Genomic DNA, 23,090 nt, shown 5'->3' with positions numbered 1-23,090 from the left:
GTTATCCACTTATCCACCGCGAGCGGGGCGCGGCTGGACCGGCGGCGGATTCGGCGTCTACCGTGCTGAGCCATGAGCACCTTCACCGCCAATCCCGCCAATCCATCCATCATCGACTCCGACGAGCTTCCCGGCCCGCTCGGCGCCTCCGCCCTCGCCCGCATGGGCATCCTCGTACCGCTGGACGGAACGGGCGGCTATCTGGCAACCCAAGCGGACACCGTGCACGGGCGCGCGGCCATCATCCAGTCAATGCTGCCGTCCTCCGCGATCGCATGCGCCACGCTCGCCCTCTGGGTATGGATAGGCGGCAACTTTCCGCCAAACCTGCAGATCATCTCCAGCTCGCACTTCCGGGCCACGGTCTACGGGCGACGCATCCGGACGTTCGACCGCAAGCTCGACGAACGCGAACTGTCCAGGCTGGGGCGCCTGTGGATCACATCCCCCGCACGCACCGCCTGCGATCTGGCCTGCGAGAACCCCGCACGGTTCAAGGAAATCAACGTGATCAACTCGATCGTGGAGCTTATCCGCGAATTCGGCGTCACCGTGGACGAATGCCTGCAACTGCTGTGGAACAAACCCCGCTGGCCGGGCCACGCACGGGGCATCGACCTCATGCAGCGCATAGGCGAGACGCAGCCGGACCTGCGCAGGCAAACCTGAGGAGCCAATACCAGCCACCCCAGAGAAAGGAACGACCATGACCGAACCCGTAGCCGTACTGCCGCAACGCGAACGCACCGGCCAGAGCCCCGAGGCACCCGACCGGCGAACAGGACGAGGCCGACACCGCCGCACGCACGGCACCGGCCCCGCCAACGCGCGACTGATGGTGCTGCAGACCAACGCCAACGCAAGATTCTCGGAAGACCGGCCATCCATGGTGGAACCTCCCGCCCCGCCGATGCGATTGACCGCAGCCGTAGCCTGCGACCCGCAGACCGATGAAGCCGTGCTGTGGCACATCGCCCGCACGGCACCGGAACTGCGCCGATGGCTCGTGGCGAACCCAAAATCCAGTCCCGAGCTCCTGGAATTCGTGGCACAGGCGGGAGGACCGGGCGTGCGCGAGGCGATCGAGGTGCTGCTAGATCTGCTGCGGCGGGCGTAACGGCAAGTGCAACGCAGCTAGGCCTTCATCTCCAGCACCGCGGAATACACCTGCTTGCGGTTGGCGAGCGAACCGTCCGGCAGCGGATGCTCCTCGATCACCTGGCTGATGGCCTCCTTGATGCGCAGGCCGTCCTCCAGCGCACGATCGATCGACAGCACCGCCAGATCCTCCACGCTGAGCGAACTCGGGGCGGAGGCCCGGGCTTCGTCGTCGGACGCGCCCGCGATGACCAGCACCATCTCGCCACGCGGCGGATCGACCTGCACGGATTCACGCACCGAGGCGATCGTTCCGCGGCGCACCTGCTCGTAATCCTTCGTCAGCTCACGGCACAACGCCATCAGCCGGTTCGGGCCGAACACCTCCAGCAGGTCGTCCATGGATTCGGCGATGCGGTGGGGCGTCTCGTAGAACACGATCGTGCGGCGCTCCGGCTGCAGCATGCGCAGATGCTGCATGCGCTCGGAATGCTTGCGCGGCAGGAATCCCTCGTAGCAGAAACGGTCTGTGGGCAGGCCAGAGATCGCGAGCGCGTCCAGCACAGCGCTCGGGCCCGGCGCGCAGGTGACCGGCAGGCCGCGTTCGATGGCCCGGCGGACGATCGCCATGCCAGGATCGTTGATGGTGGGCATGCCTGCATCGGACACGACGGTCACGCACGCGCCGGCGGCAACCTGATCGAGCAGCGCATCCGCCTTGCCACGCTCGTTATGGTCGTGGTAGGCGACGACCCGGCCACTCACATGCACGCCGAGCCGATTCGCCAAATCGTACAGGCGACGGGTGTCCTCCGCAGCCACGATGTCTGCATCGGCCAGCAGCGCAACCAGACGGGCCGAGGCATCCCCCACATTGCCGATCGGAGTCGCAGCCAGCACCACCGTCCCGCGGGGAACGGTGACACCGCGGGAATTCGCAGGGGATCCGGCGGGCTCGGCGGATTCGGCCGCGGGCTCGGCGGCACAGTCCTCGCCCATCTCCGGGACACTGGATTCGGCTGTAATTTGTAATGATTGCTCGGCTACGGTCTGCATGATTCCTAGTATCCCCTAATCTGGGGTCTGATGAAGTTAGGGCGCGTTAATTCTTGGAAAACCTCGGCATCCGCCGCTCAGGCGCGGATATTCGGCTGGGTGCTGCCGCTGCTCATGGCCGCGTTCGGCGGGCTGCTGCGATTCATCCGCTTGGGCGAACCGCGGGCGGTCGTGTTCGACGAGACCTACTACGTCAAGGACGCCTACACGATGCTCATGACCGGCGAGCCGCGCGACTGGCCCAAGGACATGGGCACCACCGCCAGCGGGGAAAACCGGATCAACGCGATGTTCGCCGCCGGAGACACCGACCACTGGCTCAATTCCGCCGAATATGTGGTCCACCCGCCGGTGGGTAAATGGTGCATCGCACTGGGGCTCAAGATGTTCGGCGGGGCCGGCAACCCGTTCGCCTGGCGTGCGGCGACGGCCATCGCAGGCACGCTCGCCATCCTGGTCCTATGCCGGGTGGCGCTGCGACTGTTCCATAACCTGCCGATCGCGCTCATGGCGGGATTCCTGATGAGCGTGGACGGGCTGGGCATCACCATGAGCCGCACCGGGCTGCTGGACGTGTTCATCATGATCTTCACGCTGGGCGCGCTCTCGCTGCTGCTCATTCACCGAGACTGGGCGCGGCAACGACTGCGGGACGCCTACGAGCGGGACAGCCGTAGCCGGGACGCGCACTGGATTCCGGGGCGCGGCGACCGCTGGATACTCGACGCGCACGGGCCGTTCATTGCCCTGTCGCCCTGGCGCGTGGGAGCGGCCGTGCTACTGGGACTCGCCACCGGCGTGAAATGGTCGGGCACATACTTCTTCGCCGTGTTCTGCGTGATCTCCGTGCTGTGGGACGCGTGGGAGCGCCGGCAGGCCGGCTACCGCGACTGGCTCGCCACCGGCATATGGAAGGACGGTCTCGCCGCAGCGCTCTACATGGTACCGATCTACGGGCTGACTTATCTGGCCGGCTGGACGAGCTGGTTCATCCACCCGGACTCCTACATGCACAACTGGGCGGCCACACACCCCGGGCGAGGCGTCTCCTGGCTGCCGGAGGGGCTGCGGTCCTTCGTGGAATACCACCGGCAGATGTGGGAGTTCCACACCACACTCACCGCGCACCACGACTACATGGCCAACCCGCTCACATGGCCCCTGCAAGTGCGGCCGACCAGCTTCTACTGGGAGGACCATCTGCGCGGTAATCCAGGACTGTGCGCACTCAATCCGAGCGGACGCTGCGTGGCGGCGATCACGTCCATCGGCAACCCCTTCCTGTGGTGGCTTGGAACGCTGTGTGCGGTGATCGGCATCATCGTGGCCGTGTTCGTCAAGCGCGGGGACTGGAAGATCTGGGCCGTGCTGGCCGGGTTGCTCGCGGGCTGGCTACCGTGGGCGCAGTATCTCAACCGCACCACATTCACGTTCTACGCGATCGTGATCCTGCCGGCCATGATTCTCTCGATCTGCTACGTGGCTGACTGGCTGCGCGGCATGCTCTCCGCACGGGCGTACCGGGTGACGTGCGGCGTGGTGCTCGCCGTGATCGCCGTGGCCTCCGTGTTCTGGTACCCGATCTGGACAGGCATCCCGGTGCCGTACGAGTTTTGGCTGTCCCATATGTGGTTCGACTCATGGATATAACGATCCACGAGTCGAACCACATATGGGACCGTCGTCGCCTTGGTGGCGACTCATGGACCTGACGACGCCAATGCCCGGTCTTCCGGACCAAGCCCGATTCCCGAGCCAAGGCACGATCGGTCTCCGTTGCGCGTTCGGGCGCACCCCGACCATGCCGCGGTCCAAGACGCCCCGCGGTACGCCTTTTCTGCACTCGTGGGGGACTTTTCGTCGTCTGCGGGCAGGTATCTGCGTTCGTGGGGGACCTCCGCACGTCACAGGAGTGCACTGATCGAGGAGGATCCCGCTAAAACCGCACTGCTGCGTGCATAGCGCATCCAGCCAACCCCACTTCGACGCGAACGAAGTACCCCATGAACACAGATACCTGCCCGCAATGCGCTGAATCTTCCCCACGAAAGCAGATGCCCAACACGGACGACGGCTGCCCAGTGCCACCGGGCCGCTCTATGCCTGCATTAAGGTTTGTGAGGATTTGGGTGGGCCAGCAGGACGCGATTGAGCCCGGACCCGACGAACTGCTAGGGTGGTGTCCGGTTTAGGACAATCACACAATCAAATAGCAAGGATCTGCACAACTCATCATGGGATTCGTCAACTTCATCCTCGAACTGCTCAAGGACCCGCGCGCCGCCATCGCCAGCTGGATCGCGATGGGCGTGGCTCCCACGCTCGGCTTCATCTTTCTGATCGTGTTCATCGAAACCGGCGTGGTATTCTTCCCGTTCCTGCCCGGCGACTCGTTGCTGTTCGCTGCCGGCTTCTTCGCGGCCCCCGACGCGGCGACCGGCGCACCCGGCTCGCTGCCGCTCATGTTCCTGCTGCCAACGGTCTGGCTCGCCCCCATTATCGGCGACCAGTGCAACTACTTCATCGGCCACTTCTTCGGCCGCCGCATCATCGCCTCCGGCAAGGTCAAGGCCATGACGCCGGAGCGCATTGCCAAGACCGAGGGCATGATCGAAAAGTGGGGACCGCTCGCCGTGTTCCTGGGCCGGTTCTTCCCCTTCATCCGCACGTTCATGCCGTTCATCTCCGGCATCTCCGGCATGCGCTGGAGCCGCTTCACCCCGTTCTCGGTGCTCGGCGGCCTGACCTGGTCCACGCTGTTCACGCTGCTCGGCTACTTCTTCGGCGGCATTCCGGCCGTGCAGGAGCATTTCGAGCTTGTGATCGTTCTGATCCTCGTCATCTCCCTGCTGCCCACCATCATCGGTCTGCTCAAGGCGAAGTTCGGCAAGAAGAAGTCGGCCGATGCGGGCGACACGGCCGCCGGCGTCAAGCCTTCCACGGTCGACTCCCAGCTCGACCTCATGCAGGCCGGCATGACGAACCTCGAAGGTGACGGCATCGGTGCGGACATCGGCAAGACCGCACGCCACCGTCGCTGAACCGACCGGGACCGCAGTCTCCCGCGCAGGCGGTTTCGGCATTATGAGACACGCCGAAACCGCTTGTTTTCCGGCGTGTCTCGCAAATTGCCAAACCGAAGACGCTGTACTAAGCTAGCGAGAGTTGTCCTGCGAAGCAAGGCAACATCCAATGGGGCTGTAGCTCAGTTGGTAGAGCGCTTCGTTCGCATCGAAGAGGTCGTGGTTTCGATTACCATCAGCTCCACGAAGAACCCTCCGGATTCCACCCCGGAGGGTTTTTCTTTGCCCGAAAACGGCTCGAGTTGCGCCGGTTCGAGCGTCAGCGGTACTTGTAGAACCCCTCGCCGGCGTTGATGCCGGTTTTGCCTTCGTCGATGTACCGCTTGAGCATGGCGGCGACCTTGCCCTGCACGGTGGTCGGATCGGCGGCGCGCGGGTCCAGACGGCCAATGTTGTAGGCGGTGGTCAGACCCACCACGTCGAGGATGCGGAACGGGCCGAGGGGCGCGCCGGTGGCCAGCTGCCAGGTCTTGTCGATGGTTTCCACGTCCGCAACGTCGTTGGCGAGCAACGCTTCGGCAGCGGACAGGAACGGCACGAGCATGGAGTTGAGGATGTAGCCCGGCTGCTCCTTGCGCAGTTTCAGCGGAATCATGCCGATCTGCTCGGCGAAGGCGACCACCTCGTCAAAGGCGGCGGGGTCGGTGGCGGGAACCTCCTCGGCGCCCGGATGGCCCATGATCTCGGCGGTGTTGTTGCGCCAGATCTCGTTGGCGAAGTGCAGCGCCAGATACTTGGCCGGGCGGCCGGTGTACTTGGCGAAGGCGCTCGGCAGCATGGTGGACGAGTTGGTGACCAGCACGGTTTTCTCCGGCAGGTGCTTGGCGAGTTCCGTGTAGAAGGCGATCTTCTCCTGCGGGTTCTCGGCAATGCATTCGATGACCAGATCGGCGTCGGCGGCCGCCTCGTCGTAGCTGGTAGTGAGCGTCAGGCTCTCGTACGCCCGCTCGACCCACTCCTTGAGCGCATCAAGTTCCTCCGGCGTGGCGTCCTTGGGCGCCAGACCGCGGCAGTAGGCGGCGGGATTCGTCTTCATGGCCTCGAGCGTATTGAGGTAGATGCCCTTAAGCCGCTCGAACTTCGGCCTGGCGCGATCGATCGAGCCTTCCGAGCGCAGCCATACCTTGACGTTGCACCCCTTATATGCGCTCTGGAAGGCAATCTGGCTCCCCAGCACGCCGCCGCCTGCGACCACCACATTCTTGATGCCCATAGCTATCCTCCTTTGGATTCGGACACGGGCGACGGATCCCTGTTGATCCGGGCGTCCCGCTACCTACAGGCTACCCGCGGAGGCAAGACATGCCCAGCGTGTTTCCACGCGTTGTTGCGGCAGCCCGTCCGTCCGGCAGTTCGGTCGCCCGGTCGCGGCGGCGACGGGGAAGTTGCACGCCTTACAGGGTTGCAAGCCTGCGCGTCACGAACCCGTCGAGCGTGGCCGGAGTCACATCGTCGTAGTCGTGGATCGAGGCGAACTGGGGGCCGCCGGTCGAGTCGGTGCGCGTGTAGCCGGTCAGCGCGATGGTGGTGGCGCCGGACGCGGCACCGGCCTGAAGTCCCACGCCGGAATCCTCGAGCGCCACGCAGCGGGACATGGCATCCGCATCCGCCGGGTCGATGCCGAGCTTGCGGGCCGCCGCCTGGTACGGCTCCGGGGAGGGCTTCTTGGCGGTGTTGTCGTCGCCGCACACGTAGGCTGCAAAGACGCCGTCGCCCGCCTGCCGCAGCACATTCTCCGCCATCATGCGCGGGGATGCGGTGACCAGCACGTTGGGCACCCCGGCGGCCGCGAGCGCCTTGACCAGTTCGAGTGCGCCCGGGATCCACGGCAGTCCGGCGAATTCGCGTTCCTTGACGTATTCGATCATCTGCCGGCCGATCTCCTCGACGGGCAGCCTCGTGCCCGCCTCCACGAGCATCTGGGCGACCTTGGGCACCGGCGTACCGGACATCTTCCAGCCCAAGTCCTCGCTCCACGTGCCGCCGTTGGCCGTGGCGATGGAGATTTCCGCCTCATGCCACAGGGGTTCCGAGTCGATCAGAGTGCCGTCCAGGTCCCAAAACACCGCGCGAAGCTCCATCGCATGCTCCTTCCAGTTCACGAGTTGAACGGCTCGAAATCTTGTGAACCGGACTGCGTGTTCGTTTTTCCGGGCCGTTGCGCAAGATCAAGCCAATATCGAGTATCGCATATGTTCGACTGTGGGCGATTCCCGGTTCACACGATCGTTCGGCAAAAATCTCGTGAACTGGAAATGAAGTAGTACGGCACTTCGAACAGCAACATGCAGGCCCAACCGATCGCGCAGGCAAAGCTGATGCCGTACATCCCAAGATGCGGGATGAGCAGCCACGTGAACGCCGCGCGCAGGGATGCCTGGATGAACGTGGAAACCAGCGTGACGGACATGTTGCCCATGCCGCGGAAGAATCCCTGAATGCCGTTGGTGAACGAGGGGAACAGGTAAAACAGTGCCATGGTGGTGAGGTACTGGCAGCCGAGATCCACCACGCGCGTCTGGTCGGCGGTGACGAACAGGCGCATGATTGGCCGGTTGAGCAGCAGCACCGTAAGGCCGATGATCACCCAGTAGGCGAATTCGAGACGCAGTCCGGCGCGGAAGCCTGGACGGATGCGGTCGGCCTTGCCGGCGCCCCGGTTCTGCGCCACGTAGGTGGTGATGCCGTGGGAGATGCTCTGCTGCGGCGTGAACGCGAAGTCGTCCACGCGGGTGACGGCATTGAAGGCGGCGATCACGTCCACGCCGAGCGTGTTCACCGCGCTTTGGATGATGAGCTTGCAGACGGGTTGAATGGACTGCTGCAATGCGGTGACCGAGCCATACTTCCAGATCACGCCCAGCAGCGTGCGGTCCACCCGCCATTCGTCCCGACGCACCCGGAAATGCGGCATGCGGCGGATCATGGCCGCGGCGGTGGCGAGAGCGGCGAATCCCTGGGCGAGCACGTCCGTCAGGGCGGCCCAGTCGATGCCGAAGCCGAGCCAGCCGATGCACACCGCGTCCAGCGCGGCGTTGAGCCCGATCGTCACGCTCAGGTAGGTGAGCGGCGTCCTGGAGTCGCCCGCGCTTTTGAGGGCGGCGGCCAACGCGTTGTAGCAGTAGGTGAACGGCACGCCGAGGAAGACGATGCGCATGTAGGTGCCGGTCATGGCGAACGCCTCGGACGGCACGTTGAGTACGGTGAGCAGCGGACCGGCGAAGGCGATGCCGGCCGCGGCGATGAGGACCGAGGCGATCAGCCCGGTGATGAGCGTGGTGGCGAGCGCACGGCGGAAACGCCCGTAGTCGCGCGCGCCGAAGCATTCGCTCATGAGCACGCCGGCACCCATGGTCAGTCCGGAGATGCCCAGAATGAGGAGGTTCATGACGGGGCTCGCCATGCCGGTGGCGGCGAGCGCCTCCTTGCCGATGAACCGGCCGACGATGATCGCGTCGAACGCGTTGTACGACAGCTGCAGCACGTTGCCAAGCACCAGCGGCACCGCGTAGCTGACAAGATGCCCGGTGGGTTTGCCGGAAGTCATGTCGATGACAGCCATGCGCGCCCTCCATCCGGTACGTCCATACAGTCCTTGCTTCCCTTACGGCACATGAGCGTAGGCGCGGTTGCCTTCGGGAGCGCCGGCGTTGCCCGGATTTTCACGAGAAAGCCGGAGTCCCCGCCACGAAGGGTGAAACGCGGCGGGGACTCCGGCTTATATGTTCCGTTGGGAACGATCCCGGTCTGGCAGGAGCCGGGAGGCGCAATCCGCGGTTACTTGGCCGTGGACTCACCGAGCTCGGCGGCGTCCTTGGCGTGACGCTCGGCCAGCTCGGCCTTGATCTGCGGTTCCATCTTCTCGAAGCGACGGTAGAAGCACATGATCACGCCGACGATGACGTAGACGATGACCGGCAGCCAGATGAAGCAGAAGCTGATGGCGTCCTGCGCAGACTGGGACTGCTGCTCAAGGTTGGCATCGTAGCCGGCCGCGCCCATGATCTCCAGCGGCAGGAAGGCGCCGAAGCCGGAGCCGACCTGAATGCAGAAGGCGGAACCGACGGCGGTCAGGAAGCCTGCCGCGTGGATGCCGGTCTTCCACTCGCCGTAGTCGACCGTGTCGGCCAGCATGCCGAACGGCATGCCAATGGCGATAGCGGCGCCGATCACGCCGACGGTCCAGAAGGCCACCAGCAGCGGGACGTTGGTGCCGGCGAGCGGCATGAGAGCCTGGCCGAGACCGCCGATGATGAGGCCGATGAGCATGGTGAGCGTCTTGTTCTTGGTCTTGTTGGCGATGATCGGCATGGCGATGGTGCCGAGCAGGCCGATGACCTGCACGCCGTTGAAGATGGAGGTCAGGTCGCGGTTGTTGAGCACGTACTGGGCGTAGTAGGTGGACACGCCGTTACGGGTGGACTGGGCGATCCAGTAGATGAGGAACGCGATCACGAGGATGATCCACGGCCAGTTGCCCTTGGCGGCCTTGAGGGAGTCCTTCAGCGGGATCGGCTTGTTGAGTTCGGGGTGGTAGTTGTGCTCGGTGAGGTTCTTGAAGGAGAACAGGAGCAGGATGATGGCGACGATGCCCCAGATCGCGGTGACGATCATGAAGCCGGTCTTGTCGCCGCCGCCGAAGTGCACGCCGAACCAGCCGACCAGCGGGATGGTGAACGACGAGGTGATGAAGGAGCCGATCTGGCCGCCGGCCATGCGGAAGGAGTTGGCGTTGTTGCGCTCGGTCGGGTCGTCGGTGAGGTTCGGCAGGATGGCGGTGATCGGGGTCTGGATGCCGGTGTAGACGGCGCCGGCGGCCAGGATGTAGGTGATCAGCGCGTACCAGAACTTGGGGGCGCCGTCAGGCAGGCTCGGCGCGGTGAACGCGATGAACACGGTCACGGCGAACGGGACGCACAGCCACAGGAACCACGGGCGGGACTGCCCCCACTTGGTGTTGGTGTGGTCGACGATGGAGCCCCACACCACGGCGGAGATCGCGTCGGCGAAGCGGGCGACCAGCAGGATGGTGCCGGCGCCCAGCGCACCGGCGGCCGGGATGTGGAACACGTTGGTGTAGAAGTACATGATGTACGAGGAGATCGTCACATACAGCAGGTTGCCTGCCATATCGGTGAAGGAATATGCGACCTTCTCCTTCGTGGTGAGTTTGATCGCCGAAGCGGTCTGGGTTGCTGCGCTCATAATTCCCTTCTTCGTTGATTGCCGGTTTATGAGATTCGGTTGGATTTGGCTGGATTGTGGTTATAGGGCCCCTTACCCCGTGGAGGAGGGGTTCCATGACACGGGGGAAGGGGGACGAATCTTGATTTGTCGGGGCCTAAGGGACGGCTCAGAAGTCGGAGTCGAACCAGACCTGCATCTGGCCCACCTCGCGGTTGGCCCACGCGTAGTACGGCACGAGCTTGAGGTCGTAGGACTTCTCCCCCACCGGATGCTCGCTGACGTCCGCGTACAGCGGGAAGTCGGCGTCGTCATGCGTGCGCTTGACGGCCGGCAGCGTGATGACCTCCACGCCGTCCAGCTCGCCGAAGTGGTATTCGGCCTTGGCCTTCTCCGCGCTGTGGCTGTCGAGGCGATAGTTCCACAACGGGGCGGAGTTGTCCGCCTCCTCGGCGCAGAACACGATCGGCCCGCGCATCACGGCCACCTTGCCCACGTCGTGGCGGGCGAGGGTCTTGGAGCGCATGAACTTCACGGCCATGTCCAGATCGAGCGCGATCTCGGTGGTGCCGGCGGTCACCTCGATGGACACGAAGCCGTTGTCGACGGGCAGGCGACGGGCGTCCTCACCGTTGACGGTCATCTCGTGCTTGGAGGCGGACCAGGACGGGATGCGCACCAGGAACTCCACCGGATCGGCGCCTTCCGGCACGGTGACGGTGAACTCGATGTGGCCGTCCCACGGGAAGTTGGACTTCTGGGACACCTTGACGCCGTCGAAGAACTCCGCGTCGTTGGCGATGAACTGGTGGGCGACGATCTCGCGGCGGTCCTCGTGCACGGTGTACAGGTAGCGGTCCACGGAGGCGATGAGACGCGCGATGTTGGCCGGGCAGCAGGCGCAGCCGAACCATTCGGCGCGGTGCATGAGCACGTGGGCGCGGTCCGGGTTGTGACCGGACGCCTCGGGGTCGGCCTCGAGGGCGTTGACGTAGTAGAAGTGCTTGCCGTCGAGCGCGATGCCGGCGATGGAACCGTTGAACAGCTCCTTTTCCAGCACGTCGGCGTATTCGCCCTTGGTTTCGAGCTCGAGCATCTGGCGGGCCAGGAAGCTCATGGCCACGGAGGCGCAGGTCTCGCCGTACATGGTGTCGTTCGGCAGGTCGTAGTCGTAGGTGAACGCCTCGCCGATATGGGTGGAGCCCACGCCGCCGGTGATGTACATACGACGGCGCACGATGTTGGCCCACAGGCGCTTGGCGGTCTCCTCGAGGTCCTTGTCGCCGGTCAGGCGCGCCACGTGGGCGACGCCGGTGAGCATGTAGCCCACGCGCACGGCGTGGCCTTCCGCGGTCTGCTGCTCGCGGATCGGGCGGGCGGTCTGCGTGTATTCGTGGGTCCAGCCGCGCATCTGCGGGAAGATGTCGGTGGAGCCGTCGCCGATGGCGGCGTTCTGCTTGTCGTAGAAGCTCGGGTCCTTGCCGCGCACGTCGATGAAGAACTTGGCGAGGTCGAGGTACTTCTGCTCGTGGGTGGCCTCGTAGAGGCGGGACAGGGCGAGTTCGATCTCCGGGTGTCCATCGGCGCCGGGGATCTTGCCGTCCTCCTCGCCGAAGTTGGCGTCGAGGCAATCGGCCATCTTGCGTGCCACGTCGAGGGCCTGCTCGTTGCCGGTGACCTCCCAGTACGCCACGGCGGCCTCGATGTAGTGGCCCATGACGTACATTTCGTGGGACTGCTGGATCTGGCTGAAACGTTCGCGGTTCGCGAACGCGCCGGACTTGATGATGTACGGGGTGTCCAGATAGCCGTCCTCGCGCTGGGCGCGGGCGATGAGGTCCACCAGATTGTCGCACAGCGCCTTGAGCTGCTCGTCGGGCTCGTACGCCAGAGAATAGGCGGCCTCCTCAAGCCACTTGTACACGTCGGAGTCCTGGAAGACGAAGCCCTTGAAATCGCCCTGCTCGTCGCCGGCGGCGATGCGCAGGTTGCGCACGGCGCGGCTGTAGTTCGGGTCGATGTCCTGCTTGGCCCCGGAGGGATCCTGGGGGATGTCGATCTTCTGTTCGTCGTTGATGACCGCCCACTGGTAGGGGATCACTTCCTTGGCGACGTTTTCGCGATACCTGCGCCAGAATGGCGAGGTCACTGTCACCTTGGTGCTCATCCGTGCCGTCCTTTCCACGTCGATCGGTAGCGTTGCATGTTTTTCGCTCGGGGCCGGCTCCAAGACTTGCAGCTGCGCAACTCCTTGCCCCTGAACCGGCTTACGTTGACGATGATATGGAGGCGGTGCGCGGCGCATTCGCAGGTCGCGCGAATGGGAAAATTTTCCCTCCGCGTGTGCGGAAGGTGTATGCTTCACGGCATGAAGGGGACACGATCGAACACGGAACCGAACATGCAGGCGGACGCCGCGGCCGCGGCCCCGGCCGGCAGACGGCCCACGCTGGCGGACGTGGCCGCCGCGGCAAACGTATCCGTCGCCACCGTCTCGAAGGCACTCAACGGCACCGGGCGACTGTCCGCACAGACGCGGCGCGAGGTGCAGTCGGCGGCACGCGCACTGGGATACCGCAAATCCACGGCGGCCGGGGAACGCCAGCGCTCCGGGCTGGTGGGACTCATCACCTCGGACTACAACGGCCGTTTCGCGCTGCCCCTGCTCACCGGCGCGGAAAGCACGCTGGGCGCTTCCAACCATGCGGCGCTGCTCATGAGCTCGCACGGACGGCCGTCGCTGGAGCGCAGCCACATCGACCAGCTTGCGGCCCGTGGCGTGGACGGACTGATCGTAGTGGGCAACACGTCGAACCCCCGCCCGCCGCTCAGGCCGGAAACCACGATGGGGTTGCCGGTGGTATACACGTACGATCCGTCCACGGACCCAAGCGACTGCAGCATCATCTGCGACAACATCGGCGCAGGGGCGCAGGCGATCGAATATCTGCTCAGCCTGCGCAGGCGGTACATAGCGGTCATCGGCGGATCGGAGGATTTCCGCGCCGCCCAGGAACGCGCGAAAGGGGCCTGGCGCACGTTCACGCTCTACGACTTCCGGCCCGTAGCGGTGCTGTTCGATTCATGGAGCGAGGAATGGGGCGAACGGGCCGCAAAGCTCCTGACGGAACGTTACCCGCATCTGGACGCCATCTACTGCCTGAGCGACGAGATCGCCCGCGGAGCGGTACGCGGACTGCTCGGCGCCGGCAAGCGCGTCCCTCAGGATGTGGCGGTGATCGGGCACGACAACTGGTTCGTGTTCTGCTCGAACTCGCATCCCACACTCACCACGTTCGACAACAACATCGCATTGATCGGCAAGACGGCCGCGCAATACCTGCTGGACGCGATCCGCGGCAACCCGCATCACGGCATCACGGCCGTGGAATGCCCGATGATCGTACGTGAATCGACCGAGGTGACCCGTAAGACGGCCTTGGAAAGCACCGACCGCATCTTCCGGCGCAAAACCGCGTAGCGAGCGCCACCGATGGGCCGGCCGGGCGGGCACGATGCGACCGTAACGCCCCTCTAGCCGCGCCAGACGACCATGGCGGTCGCTGCCTCGCGCTGCAGACCGCGCACGGCCGGCAGCATCGGCTCGCCGCCCGCGGCCGGCCCCGCGGTGATCTCGCGGGCGTGTGCGTGGATCTCCCGCCTCCACATGCGGGCGCGGCGGGAGCGCTGCACCTCCACGATGTCCCCGTCCGCATCCGCGGCGAAGATGGACGACCCCGCCGGCTTGCGCAGGCGTCGGACCTGCCGGCGCAGTTGTCGGTTCTCCTCCTGCAGGGCGAGGATGCGCGTGATGCCCGCCAGATTGATGGATTCGTCCTGACTCAGGTGCTGGGCCTGCACCAGACGGTCGAGATCGCGCAGGGAATAGCGCCGTGCCCCGCCGCCCGTGCGGTGCGGGGTGACGAGGCCCACGCGATCGTACTGGCGCAGGGTCTGCGGGTGGACGCCCGCAAGCTCGGCCGCCTGCGAGACGGTGAAGACGGGCAGGTTGAGGTCGAAGCCCATGTCGTCGAGCTCGTCTAGCTCGGCACGGCCCTCCACGAGCAGCTGGGCGCACAGGGCGTAGGCCTTGCGAATCTGCTGTGCTATGCGTGCCATCGTCCAAGCTCCTTTCTCAACAATGCCCGGTAGAACCGTGCCGGATATGCAACGAAAATGCGCATCCCGGGCGGGGCACAGGCCCAACGCCCGGGATGGCCGGAGAATTCACCGCTTACCGTTCGGCGGCGAGCTGCCCGGCGAGGTCGCCGGACGCCTTGTCGAACTCCTTGGCGGCATGCTTGACGCCCAGTCCCGGCTTGGCGGGCACCTGAATCATCACGCGGCCCACCAGATCGCCCGGCGTGTTGCCGCGCTGGACGCCGGCGCCGCCGATGCGCACCTCGGTGCCGGAGGAGGAACCGGCGGGCACCTTGAAGGTGACCTCGTTACCGTCGATGTCATGCGCGGTCACCTTGGCGCCGCACACGGCCTCGGCGACGGTGACCGGCAGGTCCATGACGATGTCGCGCCCGCGCATGGCGAACTTCGGGTCCGCCTTGACGCTGACGGCCAGATACAGATCGCCGTGCGCGCCGCCGTTGATGCCGGCATGGCCCTTGCCGGCCAGACGGATCTTCTGGCCGTCCTTGACGCCCGCGGGAACGTGGGTCTTGAACTTGGAGCCGTCCACGCTCAGCGAGACGGTCGCACCCTTGATCGCCTGACGCAGGGTCAGCGTGATCTTGGAGTTGCGGTCCTCGCCGCGCTGCGGGCGGGCGGGTTCCTCGTAGCCCTGCCCGCTGTAGCCGCCGAAGCCGCCGGTAGTCTGGGGACCGCCGGCCGCGCCCGCGCCGCCGAACATCGAGAAGATGTCGTTGAGGTTGGGATTGCCGCCGCCGGTGGTGGTGAAGCGGATGCGCTGGCCGCCGTTGCCGCCCGCGCCGCCGAACATGCCGCCGAACATGTCGGCGAAGCTGGAGGCGTCGAACCCGCCTTGGCCGGAGCCGCCGGTGAAGCGGGCGCCGCCCATGCCGAACTGGCGGATCGCATCGTACTTCTGCCGCTGCTCCTTGTTGCTCAGTACGTCATAGGCTTCGGAGATGTCCTTGAACTTCTCCTCTGCCTCCTTGGTCTTGTTGAGGTCCGGATGGTACTTGCGCGCGAGCTTGCGGTACGCCTTGGTGATCTCCTGCTCGGACGCGTCCTTGGAGACACCGAGGACCTTGTAGAAATCCTTGCTCAGCCATTCATTCTCAGCCATCCCATGTCTCCTTTCCTGTCAGTGTTCATTCAGTCCTTACGAAAGGCTCCCCTCGGTTGGGAGGGGAGCCGATGTGCGAATCAGTTCTGCGGGGAGGCCACGACGACGCGGGCGGCGCGGATCACGCGGTCACCGATGCGGTAGCCGGCCTCCACGACCGTGTCGACGGTCTCCTTCTCAGCGGACGCGTCCGGCTTGTGCAGGATCGCGTCGTGGCGAGTGGGGTCGAAGTCCTCGCCCTTCTCGCCGAACTTCTCGACGCCGAACTTCTCGAACGCCTTGTCGATCTTCGCGGCGACGGCGTTCATCGAATCGTTGAGCTCGCCGTGCTCACGGATGCGGTCGATGTCGTCCAAAGCCGGCAGCAGGGCCGTGAGCACGTCGATGATGCCGTGCTGGCGGAACCGCTCCTGTTCCTTGGACGCGCGGTTGCGGAAGTTGATGAACTCCGCGCGTTCGCGCTGCAGCGCCTCGAGGTAGTCGGCGGCCTCCTTCTTGGCCTTGCCGAGGGGGGTCAGCTCGTCCTTGTCCGCCTCGGGCTTGGCGCCCGTGGCGTCGGGTTCGGGCTTGGCGTCCGTTCCCTCGGCGGGCTTGGCGGACCCGGCCGTCTGACCGTCGGCCGCGGCGGCCGCCGCATCGGCACCCTCGGCGGGAGCCTTGGCGGCGGCATCGTCGGCGTTCGGCAGGTCGTTCAGGTAGTCGTCCTTGTTGAACTCAGCCATGGCGGGAGACCTTACTTGTTGTCCTTGTCGTCGTCGTCCACGACTTCGGCGTCCACCACGTCGTCGTCGTTCTTCGGGGCGGAGCCGGCCGCACCGGCACCCGCGGCTCCGGCCGCACCGGCGGCGGCACCCGCGTCGGCGGCACCGGCCTGCGAGTACAGGGCCTGACCGATCTTCTGGGCGGAGGTCATGAGCTCGCTCTGCGCGCTCTTGATCTTCTCGATGTCCTCACCCTTCAGGGCCTCCTTGAGGGCGTTCACCTTGTCGGTGACCTCCTTGGCGACCTCGTCGGACAGCTTGTCCTTGTTGTCGTTGACGAGCTTCTCGGTCTGGTACGCGAAGGATTCGGCCTGGTTGCGGGTCTCGGCGTCCTCCTTGCGCTTCTTGTCCTCTGCCTCGTGGGCCTCGGCCTCCTTGACCATGCGGTCGATCTCGTCCTTGGGCAGGCCGGAACCGCCAGTGATGGTCATCGACTGCTCCTTGCCGGTGCCCTTGTCCTTGGCGGACACGTGCACGATGCCGTTGGCGTCGATGTCGAAGGTGACCTCGATCTGCGGGACGCCACGCGGAGCCGGCGCAATGCCGGTCAGTTCGAAGGTGCCCAGCGGCTTGTTGTCGCGCGCGAATTCACGCTCGCCCTGATAGACCTGAATCAGCACGGACGGCTGGTTGTCCTCGGCGGTGGAGAACACCTCCGAACGCTTGGTCGGGATGGCGGTGTTGCGGTCGATGAGCTTGGTCATGATGCCGCCCTTGGTCTCGATGCCGAGGGACAGCGGGGTCACGTCGATGAGCAGGACGTCCTTGCGGTCGCCCTTGATGACGCCGGACTGCACGGCGGCGCCGACGGCCACGACCTCATCCGGGTTGACGGACTGGTTGGCTTCCTTACCGCCGGTGAGCTCCTTGACGAGCTCCTTGACGGCGGGCATACGGGTGGAGCCGCCGACCAGCACGACGTGGTCGATGTCGCTCACGCCGATGCCGGCGTCATGCAGCACGTTGTTGAACGGGGTGCGGCAGCGATCCAGCAGGTCCGCGGTCATTTCCTCGAAGTGCGCGCGGGTCAGGGTCTCGTCCAGATGCACCGGGGTGCCGTCCGGGGTCATGGCCAGGTACTGCATGGAAATGGACGTGGAGGTGGAGGAGGACAGCTCCTTCTTCGCCTGCTCGGCGGCTTCCTTCAGACGCTGCAGGGCGATCTTGTCCTTGGCGAGGTCAACGCCGTACTTGTTCTTCACTTCGCCGACGAGCCAGTCGATGATCTTCTGATCCCAATCGTCGCCGCCGAGGTGGTTGTCGCCGTTGGTGGCCTGCACCTGAATGGTGGAGAAGCCGTCGTCGTCCTTGCCGATCTCCAGCAGGGAGACATCGAAGGTGCCGCCGCCGAGGTCGAAGACCAGAATGCGCTCATCCTCCTTGCCCTTCTCCAGACCGTAGGCCAGAGCGGCCGCGGTCGGCTCGTTGATGATGCGCAGGACGTTCAGGCCGGCGATGGTGCCGGCGTCCTTAGTGGCCTGACGCTGGGCGTCGTTGAAGTACGCCGGGCAGGTGATCACGGCGTCCGTGACCGGCTCGCCCAGATACGCCTCGGCGTCCCTCTTGAGCTTCATGAGGATCTGTGCGGAGACCTCCTGCGGGGTCCACTTCTTGCCGTCGATCTCCACGGTCCAGTCAGTGCCCATGTGGCGCTTCACGGACGAAATGGTGCGGTCGACGTTGGTGACGGCCTGACGCTTGGCCACCTCGCCGACGAGGATCTCGCCGGACTTCGAGAACGCCACCACGGACGGCGTGGTGCGAGCGCCCTCGGCGTTCACGATGACGGTGGGCTGGCCACCTTCCAGCGTGGCGATGCACGAGTTCGTAGTACCCAGATCAATGCCTACTGCGCGTCCCATAATGTGCTCCTTTGTTGGTTGTCCGTTCTTACGTTCTTCGCTCAAGTTCCGGCCGGCCGTCGCCTTGCGGTTCCGCCCGGTTCCTTCGCTTTCCAAAACTTGAGCCTACATCACTCAACTTTGGTTTGCAACTTTTTATTCCCGCCACGCCCGAAATCGCGCGCCCCAAGACAATGCGCCGAAAACAAAAAAGCGATTTCCGGCCCCGCCGCCTAGCCGTCCCGCCCGAACACCGGAAGGGGCCGGCGGAATCATTCCGCCGAATCCCCGTCCCGGCTCGGACGGATGGCTCAATGCGTAGGGTCAGAAATCGCTATGGATTGCAGAGCTTGAACGCTCAGCGCTTGTTGAAGGCGCCCTTGCGAACGGCGACCATGAGGCCACCGGCCACAAGCAGGGCGGCCGCGGCGAGCACAACGCCCATCACGGCGGCACCGGTCTTGCCGAGCTTGCCGGCCACGGGGGCGGGCTGCTCGACCTTACCGGAGGCGACCGGCTTGTTGGACTGGTTGTCGTTGGCGCCCGGGGTCACGTCGTTGGACTGGTTGCCCTCGGTGCCGGTGGGGCCGGCGAAGTTCTTGATCGTCACGGTCTTGCCGGACTGGCGGCCGGTGACGGTCAGGGTGTACTTGCCGTTCTGCTTGACGTACTGGCTCAGGTCGAGGGTGGTGGTGCCGGCGGTCTGGACGCGCACGCCGGACAGGCCGGTGGTGTCGGAGGAGGCCGCGACGGTCTTGCCCTGATCGTCCTTGAGCTCGTAGGCGAGCACCGCGTCACCGTTGAAGCCGGTGGCGTTGAAGACCTGATTCTTGTTGTCCTGAGCCTTGACCTCGGCCTTCGCGGAGAGCTCGTCCTGGGCGGCCTTGTCGGTGGCCAGGCCAAGCGCCTTGGCGATGGTGTAGAAGTTGTCGGTCTGGTCGGTCAGGCCGTCGACGCGAGAGGCGCCGGGGCCGGAGGCGGCGATGCGCAGCTGGGTGCCGGTGTGGCTCATGTTGCCCTGGGCGCCGTCAAACTTCTCCTCGGTGTTGGCGTCGCCGTTCTCGCCCTGCTTGTACTCGTCGTTGTCGATCGGATCGCCGTTCTCGTCCTGGTAAACCGGAGCCTCGGAGGTGCCGTAGGAGACGACCATCTTCTCGCCGAGCTTGTTCTTGAGCACGGTGCTCAGCGCGTAGTACGGCTGGGATTCCACGATCTGGGAAGTGTGGGCGTGGTCGGCGGTGACGATGATCAGGGTGTCCTTCAGGTCAACCTTCTTGAGGGCGGCGGAGATGGCCTTGTCGAGGTCGTCGGTCTCACCGATCTGGCCGCAGGCGTTGGCGTTGTGATCCTGCTTGTCGATGGACGCGCCCTCGACCTGCAGGAAGTAGCCGTTGTTCTTGCCGTTCTCGTTGCCCTGCAGCAGATCCAGAGCCTTGTTGGTGAAGTCGGCCAGAGAGGCGCCCTTGTTGCCGAGCCACTTCTCGTTCACGGTGCAGGTGGTCGGGTTCTCGTCCTTGGCCGGATCGGCCTTGGATGCGACGGTCGGGTTGTACTGGGTGGGCAGGTTGCCGTCGCCGAGGAGGGCGAGCACCGGGCTGTTCTGGTCGGCGGACTTGAGGTTCTTGAAGCCGTTCACGTCACCGGACTGGACGGTCTGGAAGCCGCGGTCGGCGGCCTGCTGCCACAGGGTCTTGTTGTTCTCGTCGAGCTGGTTGAAGTACTTGGCGCCGCCGCCGATGGTCACGTCGGCACGGGTGTCGAGCAGCTGCTCGGAGATGGAGCCGATGCCGCCGTTGACCTTGAGCTGGTCGGCGAGGCAGCGCTTGGCGGCTTCCGCGGCACCGTCGGTGGCGTCGATCTTGCCGTCGCCGTTGGTGTCGGTCTTGCCGTCCCACTTGCCCTGCGGGCCGTAGCAGGCGCGCTCGGAGGAGTGGGATTCGAGGACGGCCGGGGTGGCGTCCTGGATCTCGGAGGTGGTCACGTTGCCGGTGGCCTTGCCGGCGGCCTTGGCGAGCTCGATGAGGTTGAGCTGCGGGTTGCCCTTGACGTCCACGTCCACGGCGTTGTTGTAGGTCTTGGTGCCGGTGGCCCAGCCGGAGCCGGAGGCGGAGGAGTCGGTGACCGGGGTGATGACGCCGGCGGTCTTGGAGCCGGCCAGCTTGCCGGTCTTGTCCTTGGCCACGAGGCTGTCGTCGGAGCTGGCGCCCAGCGAGAAGGTGGTGTACTGGCCGGTGCCGACCTCGGTGTCGCCGAGCTGGCCCGGCTGGCCGATCTTGTCGAGCCCGTCGAAGGTACCGTTCACGCCGTGCAGGTAGTTGCGGGCGACGGTGATCTCGGAGTCGCCCATGCCGTCGCCGATGAAGAGGATGACGTTCTTTGCGGTCTTGGAGCCGATGGTGGCAATGCGCTGGGCGCCGCCGTGCACGGAAAGCGCATCCACGCCCTTGCCGTCAGCAGCGTTGGCCATGCCCGGAAGCGCCGCCAGCATGGCGAGCGACGCGACGGCCGCGCAGGCCGCCTTGAGTCCCTTGTGTTGCTTCACTTCAGTTTCCTTTCAACGCTGAGCACGTGCCGTCCCCGAAGGTGCCGACGGTGGATGCCGTATCCAGCAGCATCCGGCCCAGACATGGCCAGCTTCGACCCGCAACGCAACCTGCAGGCAACATCCGATAATCGTGTTCGGTAACTTCCGGTGAACTTCCAGCAAACACTTGGGATAACAACAATCGTTTTCAAAACAGTACGTACTTTTCGTCTGCGGAACGAAGGTGCATGGCGCCGTGTACGTGGGATAATGGGGGCATGACCGATTACCGTTACGACGGCGCTCCCTCCGGCGCGGACCAAGTGGTCGCACAGCTGGAACGCGTCAACGCGAAGGTGGATGAGATGCGCAAAAAGATGGAGCAGGACCCGGATTCCATGGGAGACAAGATCCTCAAGGCAGCGTTGCCGTCCATTGCGGGACTGGTCGCCGGCAAGCTGTTCGACATGGCGTGGAATCGCGGGACCGCAAAACGGTTCGGCAACGTCCGGCAGGAATCGGTTCAGGGGCTGCTGCTCTCCGTGGCGTTCGCCGCACTGTCCGCCGCCGTGGGAGCCGCCGTCGCCACGCTGTCCGACCGCAGCTCGCAGGCCATCGTGGACCGCCGTCACCGCAGGGCACGCCGATAGGCCACATTTCATCCCGCCGTTTCAGCGCCGTGCGCAAGCACTGGACACGGCCTGCGCGCGGCGGGATACTGATGGCATGACACTAATTTCCAATGGCACCATCGATGCCTTGCTCAACCGTCGTTCCATCCGCGCATTCGCCGCCGACCCCATCGACGCCGATACCGTCGAGACGCTGGAAACCGTGGCACAGCACGCCGCATCCAGCCAGTACCTCAATGACTGGTCCGCGATCCGCATCAAGGATCAGGCCCTCAAGGACCGCATGGCGCAGATCGGACGCCAGCCGTACATCGCCACCGCTCCCTGCTGTACGTGTTCGTGGCCGACGAGCATCGCAACGCGCTGATCGCGGACGCCAAGGGCGTGCCCACCGATCCGGACACGTACGGGCTGGCCGCAAGCTACCGATTCACGCAGGCGCAGAACGATGCCGTCCTCGCCCTGCATGCCATGGAAACCGCCGCCTACTCGCTCGGGCTCGGCTGCGTGATTCTCGGCTCCCTGCTCAACGATGTTCCCGGACTCGTGGAAGCACTGCACCTGCCGCAGTACACGTACCCGGTGCTGGGACTCGCCATCGGCAAGCCGGCGCAGGATCCGGCCGTCAAACCGCGCATGCCGCGCGACCTGCAGTTCTTCGATGACGTGTATCCGACGGACGACGAGGCCAACACCGCCATCCGCGCACGCATCGCCGACTTCGACGCCACCGTGCACGAATACTACGATCTGCGTCACGCCGACCGTCCCGTGGATGCATTCAGCGATCAGATCGCCAAGCTCGCGGCCCAGCAGATGGACGAGGCGCACCGCGTCCTGCCGCTTGCCAAGGCTCAGGGATTCCGGTTGGAGCGGTAGATTCTCCGCCTTCTACGGCCAAGCTTCGCCGCCCGGCCACGCATTGCAACGCTGCGGCGCTAGCGGCGGCGGGGCTTGTAGCCCTTCTTGCGGCTATGCGGTTTGATCTGCTGGTTCAGCGGCACATAGGCGTGCGCGCTGGAAGGATCGTGACTGGTGAGATGCCATGCCCCGCAATATTGGCATCGGTAGACCCACAGCTCCGAGCCACGCTCCACGAAGCACTGGTCGGCGGCATGCTGCGCCTGCGCCTTGTCGTGATACATGATCTTGTTCGACGAGGCGCAGCGTTTGGGAGTGAAGTAATGGGCCATAGCAAAAGTTGAGTGTAGCCAGTCCTCGTGACGCGCATTCGGGCCATGGATGACCGTGTGGCGTACGCGATTGGTCCAACCTGTGCCGTCTCTGATGCGGGTTGGACCGATCGTGCGATTTTCGGCCCGTGAAGCGGCCGTTTTTTCGCATGATCGGTCCAAGCTGCAAAAATGGGCGCACAAGTTGGACCGATCGCGCAAAGCCAGGCCCGTCCCACGAAGCGCCGGAAGAAAATCGACATCGTGGCCGCGGGAAACAGTCCTGACGACATGCTGTTGCGAATGCCTATGGCACACGTTCCGAATGGCATGAAGAAACTGGAGACGCCGTGTGAAACAGCTTCCGGGACGAGACCGTAACGCTTGTGTCATTCAGCGAGATGGACTGAATACGATTCGGGCCTGTTTCCCGCCTGCCGGTCAAGGCAAGCGGGGAACAGGCCCGAATGTTGGCT

The 23,090-nt window shown here is 65.0% G+C and carries 18 protein-coding genes, 1 tRNA gene and 1 pseudogene; 8 read left to right on the top strand and 12 right to left on the bottom strand.

Annotated elements, in window-relative coordinates; all coding sequences use genetic code 11:
* Positions 1–72 precede the first annotated feature (72 nt).
* Together AC1AZA_RS09755 and AC1AZA_RS09750 are read left to right on the top strand one after the other, a co-directional pair.
* Positions 73–669: a hypothetical protein gene (locus AC1AZA_RS09755; protein ID WP_476514468.1), complete on the top strand. Its 597-nt coding sequence runs from the start codon at positions 73–75 to the stop codon at positions 667–669.
* A gap of 37 nt (positions 670–706) precedes the next feature.
* Positions 707–1,117: a variant leucine-rich repeat-containing protein gene (locus AC1AZA_RS09750; RefSeq protein WP_476514467.1), complete on the top strand. Its 411-nt coding sequence runs from the start codon at positions 707–709 to the stop codon at positions 1,115–1,117.
* A gap of 17 nt (positions 1,118–1,134) precedes the next feature.
* Here the strand turns inward: AC1AZA_RS09750 and rsmI are convergent, their stop codons facing one another.
* Positions 1,135–2,154, bottom strand: a complete 1,020-nt coding sequence (gene rsmI / locus AC1AZA_RS09745; protein ID WP_476514466.1) for a 16S rRNA (cytidine(1402)-2'-O)-methyltransferase — start codon at positions 2,152–2,154, stop codon at positions 1,135–1,137.
* 30 nt (positions 2,155–2,184) lie between these two features.
* On the opposite strand from rsmI, the gene AC1AZA_RS09740 reads away from it, so the two are divergent.
* The 3 genes from AC1AZA_RS09740 to AC1AZA_RS09730 all read left to right on the top strand — a co-directional run bounded on the left by AC1AZA_RS09740 (position 2,185) and on the right by AC1AZA_RS09730 (position 5,421).
* Complete coding sequence (locus tag AC1AZA_RS09740) at positions 2,185–3,804, top strand: dolichyl-phosphate-mannose--protein mannosyltransferase (protein ID WP_476514465.1); 1,620 nt, start codon at positions 2,185–2,187, stop codon at positions 3,802–3,804.
* A gap of 584 nt (positions 3,805–4,388) precedes the next feature.
* Positions 4,389–5,195 carry a DedA family protein gene (locus AC1AZA_RS09735; RefSeq protein WP_476514464.1) on the top strand — a complete coding sequence of 269 codons (807 nt, stop codon included), beginning with the start codon at positions 4,389–4,391 and terminating at the stop codon, positions 5,193–5,195.
* 153 nt (positions 5,196–5,348) lie between these two features.
* A tRNA-Ala gene (locus AC1AZA_RS09730) sits at positions 5,349–5,421 on the top strand.
* Between the two features lie 75 nt (positions 5,422–5,496).
* Here the strand turns inward: AC1AZA_RS09730 and AC1AZA_RS09725 are convergent.
* The 5 genes from AC1AZA_RS09725 to AC1AZA_RS09705 all read right to left on the bottom strand — a co-directional run bounded on the left by AC1AZA_RS09725 (position 5,497) and on the right by AC1AZA_RS09705 (position 12,588).
* Entirely contained in the window at positions 5,497–6,450 is a 954-nt protein-coding gene (locus tag AC1AZA_RS09725; RefSeq protein ID WP_476514463.1) for a 3-hydroxyacyl-CoA dehydrogenase, read from the bottom strand.
* Positions 6,451–6,631: 181 nt separating this feature from the next.
* Positions 6,632–7,318: an HAD family hydrolase gene (locus AC1AZA_RS09720; protein ID WP_476514462.1), complete on the bottom strand. Its 687-nt coding sequence runs from the start codon at positions 7,316–7,318 to the stop codon at positions 6,632–6,634.
* A gap of 137 nt (positions 7,319–7,455) precedes the next feature.
* Positions 7,456–8,799: an MATE family efflux transporter gene (locus AC1AZA_RS09715; RefSeq protein ID WP_476514461.1), complete on the bottom strand. Its 1,344-nt coding sequence runs from the start codon at positions 8,797–8,799 to the stop codon at positions 7,456–7,458.
* Positions 8,800–9,014: 215 nt separating this feature from the next.
* Positions 9,015–10,442 carry an MFS transporter gene (locus tag AC1AZA_RS09710; protein WP_476514460.1) on the bottom strand — a complete coding sequence of 476 codons (1,428 nt, stop codon included), beginning with the start codon at positions 10,440–10,442 and terminating at the stop codon, positions 9,015–9,017.
* A 148-nt stretch (positions 10,443–10,590) separates the two neighbouring features.
* Positions 10,591–12,588, bottom strand: coding sequence for a glycoside hydrolase family 127 protein (locus tag AC1AZA_RS09705; RefSeq protein ID WP_476514459.1), 1,998 nt, complete (start codon positions 12,586–12,588; stop codon positions 10,591–10,593).
* 201 nt (positions 12,589–12,789) lie between these two features.
* Between AC1AZA_RS09705 and AC1AZA_RS09700 the strand changes: the two genes are divergently transcribed.
* A complete protein-coding gene (locus AC1AZA_RS09700; RefSeq protein WP_476514458.1) occupies positions 12,790–13,902 on the top strand; it encodes a LacI family DNA-binding transcriptional regulator in 1,113 nt (370 codons plus the stop codon).
* Positions 13,903–13,955: 53 nt separating this feature from the next.
* Here AC1AZA_RS09700 and AC1AZA_RS09695 read toward each other — a convergent pair whose 3' ends face one another.
* The 5 genes from AC1AZA_RS09695 to phoA form a co-directional block, all read right to left on the bottom strand.
* Positions 13,956–14,540, bottom strand: coding sequence for a heat shock protein transcriptional repressor HspR (locus AC1AZA_RS09695; RefSeq protein WP_476514457.1), 585 nt, complete (start codon positions 14,538–14,540; stop codon positions 13,956–13,958).
* Positions 14,541–14,655: 115 nt separating this feature from the next.
* The gene (locus AC1AZA_RS09690) at positions 14,656–15,684 is read right to left on the bottom strand and encodes a DnaJ C-terminal domain-containing protein (RefSeq protein WP_476514456.1); all 1,029 of its coding nucleotides are present in this window, start codon (positions 15,682–15,684) and stop codon (positions 14,656–14,658) included.
* An 80-nt stretch (positions 15,685–15,764) separates the two neighbouring features.
* Complete coding sequence (grpE, locus tag AC1AZA_RS09685) at positions 15,765–16,406, bottom strand: nucleotide exchange factor GrpE (protein WP_476514455.1); 642 nt, start codon at positions 16,404–16,406, stop codon at positions 15,765–15,767.
* A gap of 11 nt (positions 16,407–16,417) precedes the next feature.
* A complete protein-coding gene (gene dnaK / locus AC1AZA_RS09680) occupies positions 16,418–18,307 on the bottom strand; it encodes a molecular chaperone DnaK (RefSeq protein ID WP_476514454.1) in 1,890 nt (629 codons plus the stop codon).
* Positions 18,308–18,644: 337 nt separating this feature from the next.
* Positions 18,645–20,828, bottom strand: a complete 2,184-nt coding sequence (phoA, locus tag AC1AZA_RS09675; RefSeq protein ID WP_476514453.1) for an alkaline phosphatase — start codon at positions 20,826–20,828, stop codon at positions 18,645–18,647.
* Positions 20,829–21,088: 260 nt separating this feature from the next.
* Between phoA and AC1AZA_RS09670 the strand changes: the two genes are divergently transcribed.
* Together AC1AZA_RS09670 and AC1AZA_RS09665 are read left to right on the top strand one after the other, a co-directional pair.
* Positions 21,089–21,460: a DUF4235 domain-containing protein gene (locus tag AC1AZA_RS09670; protein ID WP_476514452.1), complete on the top strand. Its 372-nt coding sequence runs from the start codon at positions 21,089–21,091 to the stop codon at positions 21,458–21,460.
* Positions 21,461–21,536: 76 nt separating this feature from the next.
* Positions 21,537–22,321: pseudogene (locus tag AC1AZA_RS09665) on the top strand (nitroreductase family protein).
* A 59-nt stretch (positions 22,322–22,380) separates the two neighbouring features.
* Here the strand turns inward: AC1AZA_RS09665 and AC1AZA_RS09660 are convergent.
* The gene (locus AC1AZA_RS09660) at positions 22,381–22,635 is read right to left on the bottom strand and encodes a hypothetical protein (RefSeq protein WP_476514451.1); all 255 of its coding nucleotides are present in this window, start codon (positions 22,633–22,635) and stop codon (positions 22,381–22,383) included.
* Positions 22,636–23,090: the final 455 nt, after the last annotated feature.

It is taken from the genome of Bifidobacterium sp. LH_389 (genome assembly GCF_056357235.1).
The sequence above is the reverse complement of the archived record's forward strand: the minus strand, read 5'-3'. Positions and strand labels throughout refer to the sequence as shown.